The 22,832-nt window shown below is 65.5% G+C and carries 18 protein-coding genes and 1 pseudogene; 12 read left to right on the top strand and 7 right to left on the bottom strand.

What is annotated here, in order from left to right; all coding sequences use genetic code 11:
• Position 1: 1 nt before the first annotated feature.
• Positions 2-859 (bottom strand): transporter substrate-binding domain-containing protein, encoded by an 858-nt coding sequence (locus tag ACSQ3P_RS14420; RefSeq protein WP_436166192.1) that lies wholly within the window; start codon positions 857-859, stop codon positions 2-4.
• 89 nt (positions 860-948) lie between these two features.
• Positions 949-1,914, bottom strand: a complete 966-nt coding sequence (locus ACSQ3P_RS14415) for an agmatinase (RefSeq protein ID WP_436166191.1) — start codon at positions 1,912-1,914, stop codon at positions 949-951.
• 159 nt (positions 1,915-2,073) lie between these two features.
• Between ACSQ3P_RS14415 and ACSQ3P_RS14410 the strand changes: the two genes are divergently transcribed.
• On the top strand, positions 2,074-3,072 hold the full coding sequence (locus ACSQ3P_RS14410) for a LysR family transcriptional regulator (protein WP_436166190.1): 999 nt from the start codon (positions 2,074-2,076) through the stop codon (positions 3,070-3,072).
• Positions 3,073-3,100: 28 nt separating this feature from the next.
• On the opposite strand, the gene ACSQ3P_RS14405 is transcribed toward ACSQ3P_RS14410, so the two are convergent.
• From ACSQ3P_RS14405 to ACSQ3P_RS14390, 4 genes are all read right to left on the bottom strand, one after another.
• Entirely contained in the window at positions 3,101-4,648 is a 1,548-nt protein-coding gene (locus ACSQ3P_RS14405; protein ID WP_436166189.1) for a SpoVR family protein, read from the bottom strand.
• Positions 4,645-5,919 (bottom strand): YeaH/YhbH family protein, encoded by a 1,275-nt coding sequence (locus ACSQ3P_RS14400; protein WP_436166188.1) that lies wholly within the window; start codon positions 5,917-5,919, stop codon positions 4,645-4,647. The genes ACSQ3P_RS14405 and ACSQ3P_RS14400 overlap by 4 nt, the downstream gene beginning before the upstream one ends.
• 19 nt (positions 5,920-5,938) lie before the next feature.
• Complete coding sequence (locus tag ACSQ3P_RS14395; RefSeq protein WP_436166187.1) at positions 5,939-7,882, bottom strand: PrkA family serine protein kinase; 1,944 nt, start codon at positions 7,880-7,882, stop codon at positions 5,939-5,941.
• Positions 7,883-8,254: 372 nt separating this feature from the next.
• Positions 8,255-9,145, bottom strand: coding sequence for a LysR family transcriptional regulator (locus ACSQ3P_RS14390; protein WP_436166186.1), 891 nt, complete (start codon positions 9,143-9,145; stop codon positions 8,255-8,257).
• 108 nt (positions 9,146-9,253) lie between these two features.
• On the opposite strand from ACSQ3P_RS14390, the gene ACSQ3P_RS14385 reads away from it, so the two are divergent.
• The 11 genes and pseudogenes from ACSQ3P_RS14385 to ACSQ3P_RS14335 all read left to right on the top strand — a co-directional run bounded on the left by ACSQ3P_RS14385 (position 9,254) and on the right by ACSQ3P_RS14335 (position 22,061).
• On the top strand, positions 9,254-10,600 hold the full coding sequence (locus tag ACSQ3P_RS14385) for an acyclic terpene utilization AtuA family protein (protein WP_436166185.1): 1,347 nt from the start codon (positions 9,254-9,256) through the stop codon (positions 10,598-10,600).
• Between the two features lies 1 nt (position 10,601).
• Positions 10,602-10,949: an AtuA-related protein gene (locus ACSQ3P_RS14380; protein WP_436166184.1), complete on the top strand. Its 348-nt coding sequence runs from the start codon at positions 10,602-10,604 to the stop codon at positions 10,947-10,949.
• Positions 10,950-10,967: 18 nt separating this feature from the next.
• Positions 10,968-11,957 carry a Bug family tripartite tricarboxylate transporter substrate binding protein gene (locus ACSQ3P_RS14375; protein ID WP_436166183.1) on the top strand — a complete coding sequence of 330 codons (990 nt, stop codon included), beginning with the start codon at positions 10,968-10,970 and terminating at the stop codon, positions 11,955-11,957.
• Between the two features lie 340 nt (positions 11,958-12,297).
• On the top strand, positions 12,298-13,035 hold the full coding sequence (locus tag ACSQ3P_RS14370; RefSeq protein ID WP_436166182.1) for an ABC transporter ATP-binding protein: 738 nt from the start codon (positions 12,298-12,300) through the stop codon (positions 13,033-13,035).
• Positions 13,028-13,729, top strand: a complete 702-nt coding sequence (locus ACSQ3P_RS14365; RefSeq protein WP_436166181.1) for an ABC transporter ATP-binding protein — start codon at positions 13,028-13,030, stop codon at positions 13,727-13,729. Before ACSQ3P_RS14370 ends, ACSQ3P_RS14365 begins: the two co-directional genes overlap by 8 nt.
• 28 nt (positions 13,730-13,757) lie before the next feature.
• Positions 13,758-14,633, top strand: a pseudogene (locus ACSQ3P_RS14360) (branched-chain amino acid ABC transporter permease); the annotation flags it as partial.
• 138 nt (positions 14,634-14,771) lie between these two features.
• Entirely contained in the window at positions 14,772-15,671 is a 900-nt protein-coding gene (locus ACSQ3P_RS14355) for a branched-chain amino acid ABC transporter permease (protein ID WP_436166268.1), read from the top strand.
• A gap of 98 nt (positions 15,672-15,769) precedes the next feature.
• The gene (locus ACSQ3P_RS14350) at positions 15,770-16,999 is read left to right on the top strand and encodes an ABC transporter substrate-binding protein (protein ID WP_436166180.1); all 1,230 of its coding nucleotides are present in this window, start codon (positions 15,770-15,772) and stop codon (positions 16,997-16,999) included.
• Positions 17,000-17,054: 55 nt separating this feature from the next.
• Positions 17,055-17,729: a helix-turn-helix domain-containing protein gene (locus ACSQ3P_RS14345; protein WP_436166179.1), complete on the top strand. Its 675-nt coding sequence runs from the start codon at positions 17,055-17,057 to the stop codon at positions 17,727-17,729.
• 7 nt (positions 17,730-17,736) lie between these two features.
• Positions 17,737-18,717 (top strand): ornithine cyclodeaminase family protein, encoded by a 981-nt coding sequence (locus ACSQ3P_RS14340; RefSeq protein ID WP_436166178.1) that lies wholly within the window; start codon positions 17,737-17,739, stop codon positions 18,715-18,717.
• 26 nt (positions 18,718-18,743) lie between these two features.
• Positions 18,744-22,061, top strand: a complete 3,318-nt coding sequence (locus ACSQ3P_RS14335) for a molybdopterin-dependent oxidoreductase (protein ID WP_436166177.1) — start codon at positions 18,744-18,746, stop codon at positions 22,059-22,061.
• A gap of 9 nt (positions 22,062-22,070) precedes the next feature.
• On the opposite strand, the gene ACSQ3P_RS14330 is transcribed toward ACSQ3P_RS14335, so the two are convergent.
• Positions 22,071-22,802 (bottom strand): alpha/beta fold hydrolase, encoded by a 732-nt coding sequence (locus ACSQ3P_RS14330; protein ID WP_436166176.1) that lies wholly within the window; start codon positions 22,800-22,802, stop codon positions 22,071-22,073.
• Between the last annotated feature and the right edge of the window lie 30 nt (positions 22,803-22,832).

The raw sequence follows: 22,832 nt of genomic DNA, 5'->3' as shown, positions 1-22,832 counted from the left end.
CTCAGACGGCGCCCGGCGGAAGATAGCCGCTATCGGGGATCTCCATCTTGAAGCCGAACCATTTCTCCTGCAGCGCGGCGAGGCGGCCATCGTCGCGCATCTTGCGGATGACGCCGTTGATGAAGTCGCGCAGTTCCTTGTCGTCGGGCCGCGTCACCCAGGCGAGATAGGTATAGGGGCTGCCGGCGGTGACGGGGGCGAGCAGCGCGAAGGTGTCGGGCTTCTCCTTGACCAGCACGGCGAGGCTGGGAAGGGACTGGATCACGGCGTCGACTTCGCCGCTGGCAAGCGCGACATAGCTTTCGGTGAAGGCCGTGAAGAGCTTCAATTCCTTGAAGCCCGCGCCGCCGGCGGCCTTGAGCTTGGCGTCCATGGCGCGCGAGGTCGGCTCGGTCGAGGAGGCGAGCTGGGTTGCGACGACCTTGCCGTTCAGATCCTCGATGACCTTCATCTTGTCGCCCTTGCGCATCATCGCATAGGGCACGCCATTGGCGATCGGCATCGTATAGGCGTAGCGCTTGGCCCGCTCCTCATTGATGCCGACGGTGGTGGCGACGAAATCGAACTTGCCGGCGAGAACGCCGGGCAGGATGCCTTGCCAGGGCAGGTCGAGCTGGTTGACCTTGACCCCGAGCTCCTTGACGATCTCGACGAGGAGATCGCTGCCATAGCCGACGATCTTGCCGTCCTTGACGAATTCGAAGGGCGGGAAGGCAGCCTCGGTGCCGACGGTGACGGTGCCGAGGCGCTTGATCTTCTCCAGCGTCGTCTCGGCGAAGGCGAGGGAGGGCGGCAGCAGCCCGGCAAGCGCCGTGCCCCCCGCCATGATGCCGAATTGCCTGCGGCTCGGATGCGACATGATGCTGCTCCTCTGATGGCCAGAGCGCTCTGGCGTGATGGCGGGAAAGGCGTCGGCTGGGCTTAGGCAGGTTTGCGGTCGCTGCCCGGTCAGAGCGGAGGCGCGTCGAAATAATCGGCCCGCACGGCAGCCCCGATCAGGTTCACGATCAGCCGGCCGGCGACGATGCTGGTGATGTTGTTCACGTCGGCGGAGGGAGTGATCTCGACGATATCCATGCCGAGCACGCGGCCCTTGCGGACCAGGCCATGGATCAGCTTGCGGACCTGATGGAACAGCAGGCCGCCCGGCGCCGGACCTTCCACGGCCGGCATGACGGAGGGGTCGAGCCCGTCGGCGTCGATGGTGATGTAGTAGCGGCCGCCATCGGGGATGCGGTCGATGATCGCGTCGATGCCGGCGTCATGCACCTCGAAGGCCGGGATGATGTTGGCACCATAGGCGCGCGCCGCCGCGACCTCCTCGCTGCGGGCGCTGCCCTGGGCGCGAATGCCGATCTGGAAGATCTGGTCGATATGGGCCATCTCGGAGGCGCGCCGGATCGGGCTCGACAGGCCGTCATGCACCTCGTTCACATGTTCGCGCCAGTCGATATGGGCATCGACCTGGATCAGCGTCACCGGCCCCTCGCCGTCGAGCGCGCGGAAGATCGGGATCGGGATACCGTGATCGCCGCCGATCGTGATCGGCATGGCGCCGGCCTTCAGGACCTTGCGCACGGCCGCCTCGGCGCGCCCGAAATGGCTCCTGTGGTCATGGATGTCGAAGGGCACGTTGCCGATATCGACGACCTTGAGGGCGCGGTCGGCATAGATCGGGCCGCCGACATCGAAATCATAGCGCTCTAGGCTGCGGCAGACGCGGTCGGTCACGCTCCTGACGGCATCGGGCGCTCTGGTCTGATCATTCGAGACCGCATGCGGCTCATAGGCGTTGCCATAGGGCATGCCGATGATGGCGATATGGGCGTCCAGCGTGTCGAGGTCCGTGACCAGGGGCGACCAGAGGAAGGTCTGGTGTCCGGGCTTGGGCGGCACGGTCAGAGGCAGGGTCATATGCGCTGGAGCCTTTCGGATCGCTCGATCAAAAGCTGTGCACAAGCGTATTATTTGAGCTTACATTTGATCGATTAAACATCACCTTCAGAAGGTTATGGGTTGAGGGCTGGTTGCCGCAATTGCAATCTGAGAAACCATGGTTGTGGTTTGTGCAACATGAACATCAGGATGCACAAAGAGATTGCCAGCATAACCGAAGCTGATCTTCGGTTGATGCGGATATTCCGCGTCGTTGCTGAATCAGGCGGCCTGACTGCTGCGGAAACCAAGCTCCATATGGAGCGTTCAACTATCAGCCGTCATATCAAAGCTCTGGAAGAACGTCTCGGCGGCCAGCTCTGCATGCGCGGGCCGGCAGGGTTCGAACTGACCGAGCTCGGCCGCACGACCTTGCGCGCCTCGATCACCGCCTGCGACACGCTCGACCATGTCCGCGACGAGCTGAACCTCGCCCGCAGCGTCATGACGGGCGATCTGATGATCGGCCTCGCCGACAACTGCCTCAGCAATCCCCATGCGCGCATCGTCTCGGCTGTCGCTGCCTTCCGGCTGCAGGCGCCTGGCGTCCGGTTGCACATGTCGATCCGTCCGCCGGCCCAGCTGCTCGAAGATCTCGCGACGCGCCATCTGCATCTCTGCGTCACGGGCATGCCGGGCGAGCACGGGAAATTCACCCTCCAGCACATCTTCGACGAGGAGTTCCGGCTCTATGTCAGCGGCGGGCCCGACGATCCGGCGCCGCATATCGGCGAGTTGGAGCGTCTTGGCTACGTTCTCGTCACGCGCGACGGCGACGCCCGGCCCCGCGCCCTGGCCACGCGGTTGAAATTGACCAGGCAGGCCGTGGCGTCGGGCCTGGAAGCGGTTGCGACCTTTCTCGCCGCCGGCGGCTTCGTCGGCTTTCTGCCGGCGCATTACGCTTCGGAGCTGTCGCAAAGCTATCGCCTGCGCGAGGTCGCAGGCGCCGGGCCGGTCTTCTACAAGACGCAGTTCTTCCTGGCCTATGAGAAAAGCCGGCCCTTATCCTCGCCCGGCCGGCTCTTCGCCAATCTCCTCATCGCCGCGCATGAGGGCGGCTCTACAGGCGAGGCGGCGGATGTGCAGTCGCCTGCGCTCGCGCTTGGCGGGCTCAACGCTCCAATCGCTGCATTCTAGGGCATCGGCTTGTCCCGGGTCGCGCCGCTCAGGCCGCGCGGGTCATGCCGCGCGGGCTGGCCACATGCTCCTTCAGGACCGTGCCTGTGGGATCGACCTCCTGGAGTCGGACGTCATAGCTCCAGAGGTCGGCGATGTGCTGGAGCACATGCGTTGCGGCCTTGTCCTGAAGCAGGCATCCGTTCACGACGGTATGGCGCAGAAGCAGGCGCCGGTCGCCGGCGAGGTCGACATCGACGACCTCGATATTGGGGTCGGTCCAGCTGATGTCGTATTCGCGGGCGAGCTGGCGACGGATCCGGCGATAGCCGCTCTCGTCATGGATCGCCTCGACCGTCACGCCTTCGCTCCGTGCCGGGTCGTCGCAGATGTGGAACATGCGCATTTGCCGCATCAGGCGCGGGCTGAGGAACTGGCTGATGAAGCTCTCATCGCGGTAATTGGCCCAGATGTCGCGCAGGACGGCCATCGCGTCCCCGGTGCCGGCGATATCGGGAAACCACTCGCGGTCCTCCGCCTCGGGCGCGGTGACGATCCGTTCCAGATCCTGCATCATCGCGAAGCCGAGCGCATAGGGATTGAAGCCGGGAAACCGCGGATGGTCGAAGGCTGGCTGAAACACGACGTTGGAATGCGAGGTGAGAAATTCGAGGAAGTTCCCGTCGCTGATCGCCTGCTTCTCGTGCAGCCGCGTCATGATGCGGTAATGGACATAGGTCGCGGTGCCCTCGTTCATCACCTTGGTCTGCCGCTGCGGATGAAAATACTGCGCGACATGGCGCACGATCCGCAGGATCTCGCGCTGCCAGGCCTGCAGGCGGGGGGCGGACTTCTCCAGGAAATACAGCAGATTGTCCTGCGGTAGCCCGAGGACGGTGCGCCGCCGCTCGGCACCGAGATCCAGCGCGCTCTTGCTGGGGCCGGCCGGCACGGTGCGCCAGAGGTCGTTGAAGATCTGCTCCTCATGCGCGCGGCGATCGCGCTCGCGCCTTTCCTCCTGGCGCAGGTCGAGCTTGCTCTTGCCGGGATAGCGGTGGACGCCGTGGGACATCAGCGCGTGCGCCGCGTCGAGCGTCCGCTCGACGGCCGCCTGGCCGTGGCGCTCCTCGCAGCGCGCGATATAGCCCTTGGCGAAGTCGAGATAGTCGAGGATGCCTTCCGCATCGGTCCAGGTCTTGAACAGATAGTTGTTCTTGAAGAAGTGGTTATGGCCGAAGGCGGCATGCGCGATGACCAGCGTCTGCATCGTCGCCGTGTTCTCCTCCATGAGGTAGGACACGCAGGGCGAGCTGTTGATGACGATCTCGTAGGCCAGATCCCTCAGGCCCTTGCGGTAGAACGCCTCGTGATGGGCGAAATGCTTGCCGAAGGACCAATGCTTGTAGAACAACGGCATGCCGGTGGAGGAGTAGGCGTCGAGCATCTGCTCGGCCGTGATGACCTCGATCTGGTTCGGATAGACATCCAGGCCGAGTTCGCAGAGCGCGATCTCCTGGCAGGCGTCATGGATCCGCTGGAGCGTGGTGAAGCTCCAATCGGCTCCCTCGAAAAGCGGTTCCGTCGCGGCTGTTGTCATGATGTGGCCTTCTCATGGCCCTGGCGGCGCTGGAACAGCTCGCGGAAGACCGGGAAGATCTCGCTGCGATGGCTGACTTTGCGGATCGAGAGCGGGGCGCCCTCCGAGCGCAATCTCTCATAGAGCCGCCACAGGGCGGAGTGGGACATGGATTCGCGGTCGGATTCGCCGACTTCGAGATAGGCGAAATACTGGCTGGCGGGCAGGATCGCGTCCTTGAGCAGGCGCTCTGTCGTGGCCTCGTCCGAATAGGAATTATCCCCGTCCGAGGCCTGGGCGGCGTAGATGTTCCAGTCCTCGGGAGAATAGCGCTTCGCGATGACCGAGCGCATCGCCTCGAGCGCGCTCGAAACCAGCGTCCCGCCCGTCGCGGGGCTGTGAAAGAAGGTGTCCTCATCCACCTCCTCGGCCCGGTCCGTGTGGCGGATGAAGACGAGTTCGACATGGCGGTAGCGCTGCGCCAGGAAGATATAGAGCAGCATGTAGAACCGCTTGGCGAGGTCCTTCATGTGCTCCGTCATCGAGCTGGACACATCCATCAGGCAAAACATCACGGCCTGCGCGACCGGCTTCGGCTCGTTCTCATAGCGGCGGTAGCGCACATCGACGGGGTCGATATAGGGAATGCGCCGCACCTTGGCTTCGAGCGCCTTGACCTTGTCTTCGAGCACCAGACGTAAGCCATCCTCCTCGCATGCGGCGATTTCCGCCTGAAGCCGCGCGATCGTCTCGGGGTTCGGGCGGCGCAGCGCCATCCGGCGCATCATCGCAAGCCGCGTCGTGCGGTTGACCGCGATGTTGGCCGGCGAGCCCGAGACCGAGTAGCCGGCGCGGACGGGGCTTTCATGCTCGATCTCGGTGAGCCGTCGCTTGGCGAGATCGGGCAGCTCCAGATCGTCGAGGAAGACGTTGAGAAACTCCTCGCGGGTCAGGACGAAGCGGAAGGCATCCTCGCCGGCTCCCTCGCCGGCCTTGTCGGGCTTGCCGCTGCCCCCGCCGCCCGAGCGCGGTAGCACATCGCCTTCGATGAAGGTCTTGTTGCCGGGCAGCACGTGGTCGTGCGTGCCCCCTGTCCCCCTGCGAAGGCTCGGCTCCTCCATCCCGTCCATCGGAATGCTGACTTCCCCACCCTCCAGCACGTCCCGGATATTGCGGTTCTGCAGGGACTGCTTCACCGCTTGTTGCACGACGCCCTTGGCCCGGCGCAGAAAACGCTGACGATTCTCGAGAGCCTTGCCGCGTGGGTTCAGGCGTCGGTCGACAATGTTCATGATGGCTCCCGCGCCTGGCTCAGCCAGCCTGCTTCACGCGCATGTACCATTCGATCAAACGCCGGACCTGGCGTTCGGTATAACCACGCTCCACCATGCGCGAGACGAACTCGCCATGCTTCTTCTCGCTCTCGCCGTCCTTCTTCGAGCCGAAGGAAATCACCGGCAGCAGGTCCTCGACCTGCGAGAACATCCGCTTCTCGATGACTTCGCGGATCTTCTCATAGCCGGTCCAGGACGGGTTCTTGCCGCCATTGCTCGCCCGTGAGCGCAGGCAGAACTTGACGATCTCGTTGCGGAAATCCTTCGGATTGGCGATTCCTGCCGGTTTCTCGATCTTGGTCAGCTCCTGATTGAGGAGTTCGCGGTCGAGCAATTGGCCGGTGTCGGCATCCTTGAAGTCGACATCCTCGATCCAGGCGTCGGCGTAGTCGACATAGCGGTCGAACAGGTTCTGCCCATAATCCGCATAGGATTCGAGATAGGCCTTCTGGACTTCGTGGCCGATGAACTCCGCATAGCGCGGGGCAAGGTCGGCCTTGATGAATTCGAGATAGCGCTTCTCGGTTTCATCGGGGAGCTGCTCGCGGCGGATGGCCTGTTCCAGCACATACATCAGATGCACCGGATCGGCGCCGAGCTCGATCGTGTCGTGGTTGAAGGTTGCCGCCAGGACCTTGAAGGCAAAGCGCGTCGAGATGCCGTCCATGCCTTCGTCCATGCCGGCGGCGTCGCGATATTCCTGGACGCTGCGGGCTTTCGGGTCGGTCTCCCGGAGGCTGTCGCCATCATAGGCGCGCATCTTGGCGAACAAGGTCGAGTTCTCGTGGTTGCGCAGCCGCGAGAGAACCGAGAATCGCGCCAGCATCGACAGAGTTCCCGGCGCGCAAGGGGCACTGCTCAGCGCCGAGCCCTCGATCAGCTTGTCATAGATCTTCTGCTCTTCGGTCGCCCTCAGGCAGTAGGGCACCTTGATGACGCAGATCCGGTCGATGAAGGCTTCGTTGTTCTTGTTGCTCTTGAAGCTCTGCCACTCCGCCTCGTTGGAGTGCGCGAGGATGACGCCGGAGAAGGGGATGGCGCCGATGTTCTCGGTGCCGTTGTAGTTGCCCTCCTGCGTCGCCGTCAGCAGCGGATGCAGCATCTTGATCGGCGCCTTGAACATCTCGACGAATTCGAGAACGCCCTGGTTGGCGCGGTTGAGGCCGCCCGAATAGCTGTAGGCGTCGGGGTCGTTCTGGGAGAAGTTTTCGAGCTTGCGGATGTCGACCTTGCCGACGAGCGAGGAGATGTCCTGGTTGTTCTCGTCGCCGGGCTCGGTCTTGGCGATGGCGATCTGGCGCAGGCGCGAGGGTTGCAGCTTGACGACCTGGAAGCGGGAAATGTCGCCGCCGAACGTCTCGAGCCGCTTGAGGCACCAGGGGCTCATCAGGCCCGTCAGCCGCCGCTGCGGGATGCCGTAGCGCTGCTCGAGGATGGGGCCCATCGTCCCGGGATCGAAGAGGTTCAGGGGACTCTCGAAGACGGGGCTGATCTCGTCGCCGGCCTTCAGCACATAGATGGGGTGGACCTCCATCAATGATTTGAGCCGTTCGGCGAGAGACGACTTACCACCACCGACAGGGCCGAGCAGATAGAGGATCTGCTTGCGCTCCTCCAGGCCCTGGGCGGCGTGACGGAAGAAGGAGACGATACGCTCGATCGTCTCTTCCATGCCGTAGAAGCCGGCGAAGGCCGGATAGGTCCGGATGGTTCGGTTCAAAAAAATACGGCCAAGGCGAGGGTCCTTGGCCGTATCGATCATCTGAGGCTCGCCGATGGCCGCCAGCAGCCGTTCGGCTGCATTAGCGTATAGCATCGGATCGCCTCTGCAGGCCTCCAAGTAGTCGGAGATCGGCATATCCGTTTCGCGGCGTGCCTCATAGGAGCGAGCGAAAGCGTTGAACAAAGAGTCGTTGTACATGAGCCCTCTGCATATGGTTATGCCGCGGCTCGACGCAGGCAAACGAGAATCAGCTACGCCCCTGGTCGAAACACGGCGCACGTCAACTGCGAATCAGCATCTGCTATCGAGTGCCAGAATCGCTCTCAAGCGCCGGGCTGGCAATGTGCAAAAGTGAGCACTACCCCTTTTGTTTTACCCATCTGCGAATAAATTGTGCTCACCCCCTGCCGGTTCCCTCATCTCCTTGCGTCATCTCGCCGCGGTTCGGCCCCATGCGCGCGGGTTGGGATGGGGTCGGCGACCGGAACGGGGGAAGGCGGGCAAGCAGTCATTGAAGGGTCGATATGAGGCTGCAACGGCGTTCTGGCTCTCGGCGTAGCCTGGCTTGCTTCAGGCCGTGTCCACGCCTTGCGCGGCCGGCAATTCCTTCATCAGCATCAGCGCAAAGCTCTCGCTCACTGGGGGTAATGTCCGGCCGCTGCGCTTGATGAGCGCGACCTGGCGCGCGAAATTTGCGGCGTTCAGGGGCCGGGAGCGCAAGGTCTGCTCGGCGCGCACCTCCATCGCCGAGCCCGGCAGGATCGCGACCCCGAGGCCCGCGCGCACCATCCCGACCGCGGTCGACATATAGGTCGCTTCCGCGCCGACGATCGGCTGATGGCCGGCAGCCAGGAAGGCGGCATCGACGATCGCCCTGACGCTGGTCGCGGGGTCCATCAGGACCAGCGGGAGAGGCGCGATGTCGTCGATGGTGACCGAATCGAGATTGCCTAATTTGTGACCATCGGGAAAAACCACATGCATGTGATCCTGTGTTCGGAACAGCACTTCGAGGTCAGGGCCGCTGAGCGCTCCGCCCATGATGCCGAGGTCGACCTGCTCCTGCCGGGTCAGCTCGGCGACACGGCTTGCGATCACGTCGCGGATGACGAAACTGACCTGCGGGTTTGTCGGGCGGAAGGCCGCAATGATCTCCGGAAGGATGCCTGAGGCATAGGACGGCAGCACGGCCAGCCGCGCCACCCCTTGCTGGCCTTGCGCGAGCTGGCGCGTATCGCCGACGACCGTATCGAGGTCACTGAGAATACGCCCGAGCTGAGGCGCCAGCTCCCGGCCGATCCGGGTGAGCGACACGCTGCGGGTGTTGCGGTAGAACAGACGGACGCCGAGCCCGTCCTCGAGCTTCTGGATCTGAACCGTCAGCGCCGGCTGCGACAGGTTCAGGTAACTGGCCGCCCGCGTGAAGCTGCCGAATTGCGCCACGGCGACGAATGCGCGCAACTACCGAACGCCGATATTCATAGCGAATAGCTATCACTCTGATTGATTCATTTCAATTGTGTGATCAATCGGCCGATGCTCCTATGTCGCCGGTTTCTGGAGGCGATGGTGAAGCAGGTTCGGATCGGCGCAGGCGCGGGCTATTCCGGCGACAGGATCGAACCGGCGATCGAACTCGCCGAAAAAGGCGGGCTCGATTACCTGGTCTTCGAATGCCTGGCGGAGCGCACCATCGCGCTGGCCCAGCAGGCGAAGCTCAAGGATCCGGCGGCGGGCTACGATCCGCTATTGGCGGAGCGGTTCCGGGCGGTGCTGCGGCCGTGCCGGCAGGCCGGTACGCGCATCGTCACCAATATGGGCGCGGCCAACCCCGTGGCCGGCGCGGAACGCATCAAGACGATCGCCCGCGAACTGGGCCTGACCGGGGTGAAGATCGCGGCCGTGACGGGCGACGATGTCCTGTCGTCCGTGGCTGGTGGCGATTATCGCATCGACGAGACCGGCGCCTCCGTTGCCGATCTCGGCGGCAGCCTGATTTCGGCGAACGCCTATACCGGGGCGCAAGCCATTGCCGAGGCGCTGGCGAATGGCGCCGACATCGTCATCACCGGCCGCGCGGCCGACCCGTCCTTGTTCGTCGGGCCGCTGGTGCATGCCTTCGGCTGGGCGATGGATGATTGGCATCGGCTCGGCCAGGCCACGCTGATCGGGCATCTCCTGGAATGCGCGGGCCAGGTCACGGGCGGGTACTTCGCCGATCCCGGCTACAAATCCGTGCCCGATCTCGCCCGACTCGGCTTCCCCATCGCCGAGGTCGGGGAGGATGGCTCCGTCGTCGTCACCAAGGTCGCGGGCTCCGGCGGGCAGGTTACGCCCGCCACCTGCAAGGAGCAGATCCTCTACGAGATCCACGATCCGGCACGCTATCTCACTCCCGATGTCGTGGCCGATTTCTCGAACGTCACCGTCGAGGAGATCGGCTTCGATCGCGTCCGCATCCAGGGCGCCTCCGGCCATCCCCGGACCGGGACGCTGAAAGTGTCGCTCGGGACGGTCGAAGGCTTCGTCGGCGAAGGCCAGATCTCCTATGCGGGTCCCGGCGCGCGGGCGCGGGGTGCTCTGGCGCTGGAGATCGTCCGCGAGCGCCTGGCGCTGACCGGGGTGCGCACGAGCGAATTGCGCTTCGACCTGATCGGCGCGAATGCGCTGCATGGCGAGAGGCTCTCGAACCATGGCGGTGGCCATGAACCCTATGAAGTGCGCGTTCGCGTCGCGGGACGTACCGACAGCCTCATTGAGGCCCTGCGCATCGGCAACGAGGTCGAGACGCTCTACACCAACGGTCCGGCGGGCGGGGGCGGCGTCACGAAATTCGCCCGCGAGGTGGTCGGCATTCTCTCGACCCTGATCCCGCGCGAGCGCGTCACGACAGCCATCCATTATGTCGAGAGCTGAGATGAAGCTGCGCGAGATCGCTCATTCCCGCACCGGCGATAAGGGCAACACCTCGAGCATCTCGGTGATCGCTTATGAGGCCGCCGACTATGCCCTGCTGCTGCGCCACGTCACGGCCGAGCGCGTCAAGGCGCATTTCGGCGAGCTCGTGGCCGGCGAGGTGGTGCGATACGAGATTCCCAGCCTCGGCGCACTCAACTTCGTCCTGCGCCAGGCCCTCAGTGGCGGCGTGACCCGTTCGCTCACCCTCGACACGCACGGCAAGGGCCTGAGCTCGGCCCTGCTCGATCTCGATATCCCCGGCGAAAGCCCTTCCCGCGCGACGCCGCGACAAGACGGCGACCACTAACTTTCGGAGGAAACGACCATGACATCGAAGAGCTGGAGCCTTGCCGCCCTGGCGTTCGGCGGCGCCTTGCTGGCAGGCCTGCCGGCCGCGGCCCAAGACTATCCGACGCAGAATATTTATCCGACGCAGAACATCAAATTCATCGTGCCTTTCGCGGCCGGCAGCGCGACCGACGCGCTGGCGCGCATCCTCGGCGATCACGCATCGCGGACGCTGGGCCGCACGATCGTCATCGAGAACATGGCTGGCGCCAGCGGCATCCTCGCGGCCCAGAACGTGGCGCGCGCCGCGCCGGATGGCCACACCGTGCTGATCACGACGAACACGACGCATGGCGCCAACCAGAGCCTGCTGAAGAGCGTGCCCTATGACGCCGAGAAGAGCTTCGAGCCCGTGACCAAGCTCGGCACCATCACGCTTGCGCTGGCGACCAACCCATCGGTGCCGGCCAAGACTGTGCAGGAGCTGATCGCCCATGCCAAGGCCAATCCGGGCAAGCTCACTTTCGGGGCGGGGTCGAGCTCCTCGCGGATCGCCGGCGAGATGCTCAAGACGCTCGGTGGCATCGATCTCACCTATGTGCCTTATCGCAGCAATCCGCAGGCGATCACCGATCTTCTCGGCGGCCAGATCAACATTGTCTTCGCCGACATCTCGACGACGCTGCCCCAGATCAAGGCCGGCAAGGTGAATGGCCTCGGCGTTTCCACCGCCAAGCGCAGCGCCCTGGCGCCCGAGCTGCCGACGATGGCGGAGTCGGGCGTCGCCGGATACGACCTCGCCGCCTGGTTCGCGGCCTTCGTTCCCGCGAAGACGCCGCAGCCGGTCATCGACAAGCTGCGCCAGGCGCTCGTGGCCGCGATCAATGACAAGGCCACGCAGGAGAAGCTGCTCGCCGCCGGCATCGAGCCGGAGACCAGCACATCCCAGGAGCTCCGGGCCTTCGTCGGAACCGAGATCAAAAAATGGGCCGATATCGTCAAGGCCGCCGGCATCCAGCCGGAATGAGCTGCCGCGAGAGCCGGATGATTTCAGATGGGATCACAGAGTGATTCCATCTGAAATCTGAATCCGTCTCTCATCCAGGAGTGAGAGCAGGATCAATGCGAAAAACCGGTTCCCACTTTTTCGCATCCTGCTCTTATTTGGTCACGCAGCCCAAAATCGAGGCGGTCGACATAGTGGAATTTGTTGACGATAGGAAATTTTGGTTCCACCTTCGCCTTCCTCGGCTGGTTCAGCTTTGCGAAGGCGGGCGTGACGAATGGGCGGCACTAGAGCGTTTTCGAGCGAAGTGGACGCCGGTTCCCTCGCGACAAACGCGAAGCGTTTGCGCGGAGAAAACGCATTGGAGGCCCAGGGCCTGAGCCGCGAATTCGGCGGCTTCTTCGCCGTGCGGGACGTGAATTTCCGGCTTGCGCAGAACAGCATGCATGCCGTCATCGGCCCCAATGGCGCGGGCAAGACGACGCTGTTCAATCTCCTGACGAAATATCTCATGCCGTCCGCGGGCGCGATCCTGCATGACGGTGAGGACGTCACGCGCCTGGCCATGCCGGCAATGGCCAAGCGCGGCGTGGTGCGCTCCTTCCAGATCTCGGCGGTGTTCGCGGGGCTGACGGTGCGCGAGAATGTCGAGCTCGCCTTGCTGCGCGCGAGCGGCCTCGCCTGGAACCTGCTCGGGCGGATTTCCAGCCGGCGCGGCGTCTCGGAACAGGCGGACGCGCTCGTCGAGCGCTTCGGCCTTGCCGACCAGGCGCAGACCATGGCCGGCAACCTCTCCTATGGCCGCAAGCGCGTGCTGGAGCTTGCCACGACGCTGGCGCTGGAGCCGAAGGTCTTGCTCCTCGACGAGCCGATGGCCGGGCTCGGGCGCGAGGATATCGGGCGGGTGACGCAATTGATCCGCGAGGCCGGGCAGGGCCGCACGGTTTTGCTCGTCGAGCACAACATGAACGTGGTCGCCGAGCTCGCCGACAGGATCACCGTGATGGTGCGCGGCGAGATCCTGGCGGAAGGGACCTATGCCGAGGTCTCGGCGCGGCCCGATGTGATGGCGGCCTATACGGGGCAGGCGCATGGCTGAGACCCTTACCGTCAATCGCCTCGAAGGCTGGTACGGGGAATCGCAGGTCCTGCACGGCATGGACTTCACCGTCCGGGCCGGCGAGGTGGTGACGCTGCTCGGCCGCAACGGCGCCGGCAAGACGACGACGCTCAAGGCGATCATGGGGTTGCTCGACAAGCGGGCGGGCTCGATCAGGCTCGATGGCGGCGAGATCATCGCGGCAGCGCCCTACGACATCGCCCGCAAGGGTATCGCCTTCTGCCCCGAGGAGCGCGGCATCTTCTCCAGCCTCAGCGTGCGCGAGAACCTGCTGCTGCCGCCCAAGATTGCCAATGGCGGCATGACGATCGACCAGATCCTGACCCTGTTCCCCAATCTGGAGGAGCGGCTCGACAGCCAGGGCACCAAGCTCTCGGGCGGCGAGCAGCAGATGCTGGCGCTCGGGCGCATCCTGCACACCGGCGCGCGCATCCTCCTGCTCGATGAGCCGACCGAGGGGCTGGCGCCGGTCATCATCCAGCAGATCGGCCGCACCATCGTCGAGCTCAAGAGGCTGGGCTTCACCATCCTGCTGGTCGAGCAGAATGTCGGCTTCGCCTCGCAGCTCGCCGACCGGCACTACGTCGTCGAGCTCGGCCGCGTCGTCGAGGAAATCCCGGGCGGCGAGCTGGAGAACCGGCTCGGCGCGCTCAAGGGCTATCTCGGCCTTTGAGCGGCTGTCGACAGGAACAAGAGGCGCCATGACCACGATCTTCGGCATCCCGTCCGCGGTTCTCTACGGCCAGCTCCTGCTCGGCCTGATCAACGGCGCTTTCTACGCCATGCTGAGCCTCGGCCTGGCCGTGATCTTCGGGATGATGAACATCGTGAACTTCGCCCATGGCGCGCAGTACATGATGGGCGCGCTCGTGGCCTGGCTGCTGCTGAACTTTCTCGGCATCGGCTACTGGTGGGCGCTCCTGCTTGCGCCATTGGCGGTCGGGCTCACCGGCGTCGTGATCGAGCGCCTGCTGCTTCGGCGTCTCTACAAGCTCGATCATCTCTACGGCATGCTGCTGACCTTCGGCCTCGCCTTGATGGTGCAAGGGGCCTTCAGCAACTGGTTCGGCGCGTCGGGCCAGCCCTATGCGATCCCGGCCGAGCTGACCGGCGGGCGCAATCTCGGCTTCATGTTCCTGCCGAATTACCGGGCCTGGGTCATCCTGGTCTCGCTCGTCGTCTGTCTCTCCACCTGGTACGTGATCGAGCGCACCAAGCTCGGCGCCTATCTGCGCGCGGCGACCGAGAACCCGATGCTGGTCCAGGCCTTCGGCATCCGCGTGCCGCGCATGATCATGCTGACCTATGGCGCCGGCGTTGCTTTGGCGGCGCTGGCCGGCGTGCTCGCGGCGCCGATCTACCAGGTCAGCCCGACCATGGGCGCGGATCTCCTGATCGTCGTCTTCGCGGTCGTGGTGATCGGCGGCATGGGCTCGATCATGGGCTCGATCGTGACCGGCTTCCTCGTCGGCCTGATCGAGGGCCTGACCAAGGCGTTCTATCCGGAATTGTCGAGCACGGTCGTCTTCGTCGTCATGGCGGTTGTGCTGCTGATCCGCCCGGCCGGGCTGTTCGGCTCGAAGCCGGAAGCCACTGCGGGCCATCAGCAGGCCTCGCTTTCGGCGCCTGCCCCCTCGGCCCGCACGCAGACGCTCGTTTTCCTGACCATCGCCGCCTGCCTCGCCGCAGCGCCGCTGGTGATCTATCCCGGCTTCATGATGAAGGCGATGATCTTCGCACTCTTCGCCTGCGCCTTCAACCTGATCGCCGGCTACGGCAAGCTCGTCTCCTTCGGCCATGCGATGTTCCTTGGCTCGGCCGGCTATGTCTGCGGCCATGCCGCCAAGATCTGGGGGCTGACGCCGGAACTGGCGATCCTGGCTGGAACCGCGACGGCAGCGCTGCTCGGGCTCGCCTCGGGCTGGCTCGCCATCCGCCGCAGCGGCATCTATTTCGCCATGGTGACGCTGGCCTTCGCGCAGATGATCTATTTCGTCGCGCTGCAGGCGCCCTTCACCGGCGGCGAGGATGGCTTGCAAGGCGTGCCGCGCGGTCTGCTGTTCGGGCTCGTCGACCTCTCCAGGCCAGCCAATCTCTACGCCTTCGTGCTGGCGATCTTCCTTGGCGGCTTCTTCCTGATCATGCGGCTCGTCGGCTCGCCCTTCGGCCGGGTGCTGAAGGCGATCAGCGATCACGAGCCCCGGGCGCAGTCGCTCGGCTTCGAGACCAGCCGCTACAAGCTCGTCGCCTTCACATTATCGGCCGCGCTCTCGGGGCTCGCCGGTTCGACCAAGGCGATCGTCAGCCAGATCGCGAGCCTGACCGATGCGCACTGGTCGATGTCGGGCGAGATCCTGCTGATGACCTTCCTCGGCGGCGTGGGCACGCTTTACGGCCCGGTCGTCGGCGCCTTCATCGTGGTCGCCATGCAGAACTACCTGGCTGCGCTCGGGCAGTGGGTCACCGTCATTCACGGGTTGATCTTCGTGCTCTGCGTGCTCGCCTTCCGGCGCGGCATCGTCGGTGAGCTGATCGAGTTCTGGCATCGCCGGCGCCAGGCGTCGCCGCCAGCGGATGCGGCTCGGCAAACTCCGGCAGCGGCACCCGCTGAATGAGACATGATGTCCGAAAGGAAACCGGGCCGCTCAAACCGGTCCAGCGAAGGCTCAAGCAAAACCCGGCCGAACAGGACCGGACAACAAGGGGATCGACGATGCAACGGACCGCTTTCAATCTCATGCGCGGGCTTGCGACCGCGCTCTGCCTCGGCTCGCTCGGCATGGCGGGGCAGGCCTCGGCGCAGATCAGCGACGATGTCGTCAAGATCGGTGTGCTGACCGACATGTCCGGCCAATGGTCCGACATGAACGGGCCGGGCTCGCTGCTCGCAGCACAGATGGCCGCGGCCGATTTCGGTGGCACGGTGCTGGGCAAGCCGATCGAGATCATCGGCGCCGACCATCTCCACAAGGCCGATGTCGGCGTCGGCATCGCGCGGCGCTGGATCGAGAATGAGAAGGTCGACGCGATCTCCGACGTCACCAACAGCGCGATCGCGCTTGCCGTGCAGCAATTGACCCGCGAGACCAACCGCGTCGCGCTGTTCTCCTCGCCCGGCACCACCGATCTCACCGGCAAGCAGTGCTCGCCGACCGGCGTCCAGTGGGTCTATGACAATTATTCCAACGCGGTCGGCCCGGTGAAGGCCTTGATCGACAAGGGCAACGACACCTTCTTCATCATCACGGCGGACTTCGCCTTCGGTCATTCCTTGGAGAAGATCGCAACCGAAGCGATCAAGGCCAATGGCGGCAAGGTCGTCGGGACCATCCGCCATCCCTTCGGCGCGACCGATCTCTCGGCCTTCCTGCTGCCGGCCCAGGCCTCGAAGGCCAAGGTCATCATGCTGGCGACCGCCGGCAAGGACATGACCACGGCGATCAAGCAGGCCAATGAGTTCGGCGTCACCGCCGGCGGGCAGCTCCTCACCGCCCCGGTGATGTTCATCTCCGACGTGCATGCGCTCGGCCTGCCGACCGCGCAGGGCATCTCCTTCATCGAAGGCTTCTACTGGAACCAGAACGACGAGACGCGGGCCTTCGCCAAGCGCTTCTTTGAAGCGCGCAAGGCGATGCCGACGGCGCTGCAGGCAGGCGTCTATTCCTCGGTCATGCACTATCTCAAGGCGATCCAGGCCGCCGGCACCGACGAGGCGAAAGCTGTCTCCGCCAAGATGCGGGAATTGCCGGTGAATGATTTCTTCGCCAAGAACGGCAAGGTCCGCGAGGATGGCCGCATGGTGCACGACATGCTGCTCGTCCAGGTCAAGAAGCCTTCCGAATCCAAGGCGCCCTGGGACTATTATGACGTGCTGGCGACCGTTCCTGGCGAGCAGGCCTTCCTGCCTCTCGCCCAGAGCGAATGCGCGCTTGTGAAGAAGTGAACTCTCGCCGGGCGGCGCAACCGCCGCCCGCGACCGCCTCGGCAAGGATAGGCTTGTGACGAAGAAGAATGCGATCCGGTCCGGCCTCAGCGACGCGGCCACTCTGGCGGCGACTGTGATGCCGGCCCGGTTCTCGGCCGCCGAGGCCAGGGCCGAGGACAGCCCGGTCGATCTCGGCCTGCGGTTGAAGCGCATGCGCGTCGACAATGGCTGGACGCTCGAGGATGTCAGCCAGCGTACCGGCGTGGCGCGCTCGACGCTCTCGAAGATCGAGAACGGCCAGATGTCGCCGACCTATGACGTGCTGCAGAAGATCACGCGCGGCACCGGGCTCGACATCGTCGAACTGTTCGATGCGCGCCGCCAGAACGCGCCTTTTGGGCGGCGCAGCGTGACCAAGCGCGGCGAGGGCAAGCCGCATCTGACCGGGGCCTATCGCTACGAGGTCTTAGCGACCGACCTCTCGCAGAAGCAGATCCTGCCCTTCAAGGCGCGGGTGACGGCGCGCAGCCTCGATGATTTTCCCGGCTGGGTGCGCCATGAGGGCGAGGAGTTCCTCTGCGTGCTCTCGGGCCGCGTCCAGGTCTTCACCGAGTTCTACTCGCCGGTCGTGCTCGATGTCGGCGACAGCACCTATTTCGACAGCAAGATGGGGCACGCCGTCGTCTCGCTGAGCGAGGAGGATGCCGAGATCCTCTGGATCTGCACCGGCATCACCGCGCTTGAATGACCAGATCATGAGGACACCTGCCGTGCTGCGCCACTATTCCGCTTCGGACGTCGAGGCCGCGCTCGATTATCCCCGGCTGATCGAAGCCCTGGGCGAGGCCTTCCGCCGCGGCGGTGAGGCGATGCCGGTCCGCCAGAGCTATGAGGTCGGCCTGGCTGGCCAGCCGAGCCATCTGCTGACCATGCCGGCCTGGGAGCGCGGCAAGGCGCTGGGCGTCAAGCTCGTGACGGCGTTCCCTCAGAACGCCTCGCGCGGTCTGGGCGCGATCTCCTCGATCTACGTGCTGTTCGACGGAGAGACCGGCCAGCCCCGTGCTTTGGTCGATGGCGAAGCACTGACGAACCGGCGCACGGCGGCGGCCTCCGCGCTCGCCTCGCGCTATCTTTCGCGCCCCGACAGCCGCACGCTGCTCCTGGTCGGCACCGGCCATGTCGCGGCGCATCTGCCGGCCGCGCACCGTGCCGTGCGGCCGATCGACAAGGTCCTGATCTGGGGTCGCCATCCGCAGCGAGCGCTGGCGCTTGCCGGGGCGCTCGCTCGCCAGGGCTTCGATGCCACCCCCGTCACCGATCTGCCGGCGGCGCTCGCACAGGCGGACATCGTCAGCTGCGCCACCACCTCGCGCGAGCCATTGGTCATGGGGCGGGATCTCAAGCCAGGCACGCATCTCGATCTCGTCGGCGCTTTCACGCCGCAGATGCGTGAGAGCGACGACGAGGCGCTCGCGCGCAGCCGCGTCTTCGTCGACACCTATGCCGGCGCGCTTGCCGAGGCCGGCGATCTGCTGCAGCCGATCAAGTCCGGCCGCTGGCAGGCCGATGCGATCTGCGGCGATCTGCAGGAATTGACTGGTGGCGCGAAGCCCGGCCGCCTCACCGAGGACGAGATCACGCTGTTCAAATCCGTGGGCGCCGCGATCGAGGATCTAGCGGCGGCGACCCTGCTTGCGGGTGAACCGACGCCGGAGATGGCCCGCGCGGCATCCTGAGCCGCGAAGGCCGAGGGGAGATGGCGATGGCGACGCTTGAGAAACCCGGCTTCTGCACGCTCTGCCGTTCGCGCTGCGGCACGATCAATGTTGTCGAGAATGATCGCCTCGTCGCCGTCAGGCCCAACCCCGACCATCCCACCGGCAAGGCGATGTGCCCCAAGGGCCGTGCCGCGCCGGAGATCGCCCATTCCGCTCGCCGCCTGAAGACGCCATTGCGCCGCACCGCGCCCAAGGGCGCGGCCGATCCGGGCTTCGTTCCGATCTCATGGGACGAGGCTCTGGCGGAGATCGCCGGGAAGCTTGGCCGCTATCGCGCCGAGACCGGCCCGGAATCGGTCGCCTTCGCCATCACCTCGGGCTCCTCCTCCTCGACCTCTGACAGCATCGACTGGCTGCAACGCTTCGTGCGCGGCTTCGGCAGTCCCAACACCGTGTTCTCGACCGAGATCTGTAACTGGCACAAGGACCACGCCCACGCCTTCACCTTCGGCTGCGGGCTGCCGACGGCGGACTATCGCAACTCCGACCTCATCCTGCTCTGGGGCCACAACCCCGCCAATGTCTGGCTCGCCCAGGCCGAGGCGATCGGCGCGGCGCGAACGAAAGGCGCGCGGCTCGCCGTGATCGATCCGCGCCGAGCCGGTTCGGCGCGCGACGCCGATCTCTGGCTGCGCATCCAGCCCGGCACCGACGCAGTGCTGGCGCTTGGGCTCGCGCGCTGGCTCATCGTCAACCGCGCCTATGACGCCGACTTCGTGCGGCACTGGACCAACGCCGCCTTCCTCATACGCGAGGATAATGGTCTCTTCCTGCGCCCGGCCGATCTCGGTTTGGCAGGCGATGGCTTTCTGGTCTGGGACGCAGCTCAGGCGAAGGCGGTTCCGGCAGAAGGCGGGCTCGCCGGAGCGGCGCTGGAAGGGCGCTTCGAGGTCGCAGCCCCCGGCGGGTCGATCGCTTGTCGTACGGGCTTGGACCACTACATCGCCGCGACGGCTGACTACGATCCCGAGACCGTGGAGCGCATTACCGGCATTCCCGCCGCCCAGGTCGAGGAGTTGGCGAGCGCGATCGCTGCTGCCGGCTCGATCAGCTATCACGGCTGGACCGGCATCGGGCAGCACACCAATGCCGCTCAGACCGAGCGCGCGATCGCGACGCTCTACGCCCTGACCGGCCATTTCGATGCGCCGGGCGGCAATGTCCGGATGCCGGCCCTGCCGGTGCCGGCACTGCATGCGATGGCAATGATCCCACCGCAGACCAGGGCGAAGACGCTGGGCCTGACCGAGCGTCCGATCGGCCCGCCTGCCGATGGCTGGATCACCTCCAGCGATTTCTACGACGCGGCCCTCCAGGCGAAGCCCTATCGCATCCGCGCGCTCCTCACCTTCGGCTCCAATCTCCTGGTCTCGCATCCGGCGCCGGAGCGTGGGCGCGAGGCGCTGAAGGCGCTCGACTTCCAGGTCCATTGCGACCTCTTCCTCAATCCCACCGCCGAGATGGCCGATATCGTGCTGCCGGTCTCGAGCCCATGGGAGCATGAGGCGCTCAGGCTCGGCTTCGAGATCTCGCCCGAGGCGCAGGAGCTGGTGCAGCTGCGCCCGCAGATGATCCCGCGTCAGGGTGAGGCGCGCTCCGACATGTGGATCGTCTTCCAGCTCGCCAAGCGGCTGGGCATGGGCGAATTGTTCTTCGACGGCGATGTCGAGAAGGGCTTTGCCCATCTCCTCGCCCCGCTCGGCCTCGATCTCGCGACCTTGCGCGCCAAGCCCGAGGGCATCCGTATCCCGCTGCCGCATAGCCACCGGAAATATCGCAAGACCGGTTTCGCGACGCAGACCGGCAAGGCGGAGCTCTATTCGGAGCTGCTGCATCGCCATGGCTATCCGGCGGTCCCACGTTTCGTCGCGCCGGCCGAACAGCGCAGCGAGGCGTTTCCGCTCACGCTGTTCTCGGCCAATAGCGGCTATTTCTGCCATAGCCAGCATCGCGGCATCACGGCGCTCCGCCGCAAGCGCCAGGAGCCGACAGCCGAGATCCATCCCGAACTGGCGCGCCGCAAGGGCCTCAGCGAGGGCGACTGGATGCGGGTGCGCACGCGCAAGGGCCAGATCAGGCTGCGCGTGGCGCTGAACGACGCGCTCGCCGAGGATGTGGTCGCCAGCGACTATGGCTGGTGGCAGCCGGCGCCCGATCTCGGCCTGCCCGGCTATCTGCCGGATGCGGCGAGCCCGATCGGCGGGAGCTTCAATGCGATCATTTCCGAAAGTGAGCGTGACCCGCTCAGCGGCTCGCTGGCGCTGCGCTCCTTCGCCTGCGATGTCGAGCGCCACGAGGCCGTCACCTGGCCGGGGTGGCGGTCCTTCGTCGTCGTCGGGCGTCGCGAGGAGGCCGGCGAGGTCGTGGCGCTGACGCTTCACCCTGTCGACGCCCGTCCTTTGTCTGGCTTCCGGCCTGGCCAATATGTCGGGTTGCGCTTCGCTGGCGCGATACGGTCCTATTCCCTGATCGGACCGGCGGTGGCCGAGCCCGAGGCCTATCGGATCGCGGTCCGCCATATCGAGGGCGGGCAGGTTTCAGGGGCGATCCGGCGCGAGCTTGCTCCCGGCGATACGGTCGAGCTGCAGGCGCCGAAGGGCGGCTTCGTCCTGCCCCTGCGCAACGAATTCCCGATCGTGCTGATCGCCGGCGGCATCGGCATCACCCCGTTCCTGTCCTATCTCGAAACGCTGGAAGGCGGGGCGGACGAGCCGGAGATCACGCTGCATTACGGCTGCCGCGATGGCGACAGCCAGCCCTTCCGGGAGCGGTTGGAGGTGCTGCGGCAGCGTCTGCCGAACCTGAAGCTGATCACGCATCTCAGCCGGCCGGTGGGCGGCGACCGTTTCGATCGGCAAGGCCGTTTCACTGCCGCCGATATCGATGCGGAGCTGCTACGCCGGCGCGCGCGCATCTATATCTGCGCGTCCGACGCGATGATGGCGGAGGTTGGCGCCGGGCTGAAGGCACGCGGCGTTCCCGCCTTTGAGATCTTCACCGAGCGCTTCCGCTCTCCCGAGCCGCCGGCCCTGGACGGGCTCAAGCCGCGGAGCATCGCCTTCGCCCGCTCGGGCAAGACGGTGACCTGGTCGCCCGATGCGCCGCTCGGCAGCATCCTGGCGCTGGCCGAGGGGGCTGGCCTGACCGTGCCGAGCGGCTGCCGCGTCGGGCAATGCGAGAGCTGCCTCGTGTCGATCAAGCAGGGCCAGGTCCGCCATCTCGTCGACTGTCCGGACCTGGAGGATGGCCAGTGCCTGACCTGTCAGGCGGTGCCATTGACCGATCTCGTCCTGGACGCTTGAGGATGGGTGCTAAACGAGCGGCTTCTCCAGCCAGCTCCGCAAGGCCTGCGTCACCGCCTTCGGGTTTTCCAGCGGCGTCATGTGGCCGCTATCGGGCACGATGACGAGCGTCGCATGCGCAGCGAGCGCCGCCATGGCCCGATGGTCCGCGACCGGCGTCAAGCTGTCATGCTCGCCGCACAGGATCAGCAGCGGGCATGACAGCGCGCGCAGCACGGCGACGCCGTCCTTTCGCTCGATCCCGTTCTGTCGCAGGAAGGTCTCCGCGCCGAGCCTTGCAGTCATGGCCCGGATGCGGCCGATGATCACCTCGTCCTTCAGGTGCGAGGGAGCGAGATAGGCTCCCAGCAGCCGGTCGCCGAAACCGTGGAACTTGCCCGGCAGGATCGCAGTCTTGTCGAGGGCGCGTCGCGTCGCGAGGCGCTCGGGCGTGTCGGCGCGCAGCGAGGTGTCGAGCAGCGCAAGCCGCGCGATCCGGTCGGGCGCGCGGCGCATGATCTCCTGGGCGACATAGCCGCCCATCGAAAACCCGGCCAGCGAGAAGCGTGCGGGAGCCGCCGCCAGCAGGCTTTCGGCCAGGGCCTCCAATGTCTCGCCCTGGGAGATATCCGCCACCTGGCACATGGCGATATCGCCGAGCGCCGCGATCTGATCGCGCCAGAGGTCGGCATCGTTCAGGAGGCCGGGGATCAAGACCAGCGGCTGGCGCTCGCGCGAAGACGGGGCGGCATCGTCATCCATGGCGCGTGGCCTCGCCTTTCGCTGGGCTTG

It is taken from the genome of Allobosea sp. LjRoot9 (genome assembly GCF_964252745.1).
In the GTDB taxonomy this organism is placed as follows: domain Bacteria; phylum Pseudomonadota; class Alphaproteobacteria; order Rhizobiales; family Beijerinckiaceae; genus Allobosea.
The sequence above is the reverse complement of the archived record's forward strand: the minus strand, read 5'-3'. Positions and strand labels throughout refer to the sequence as shown.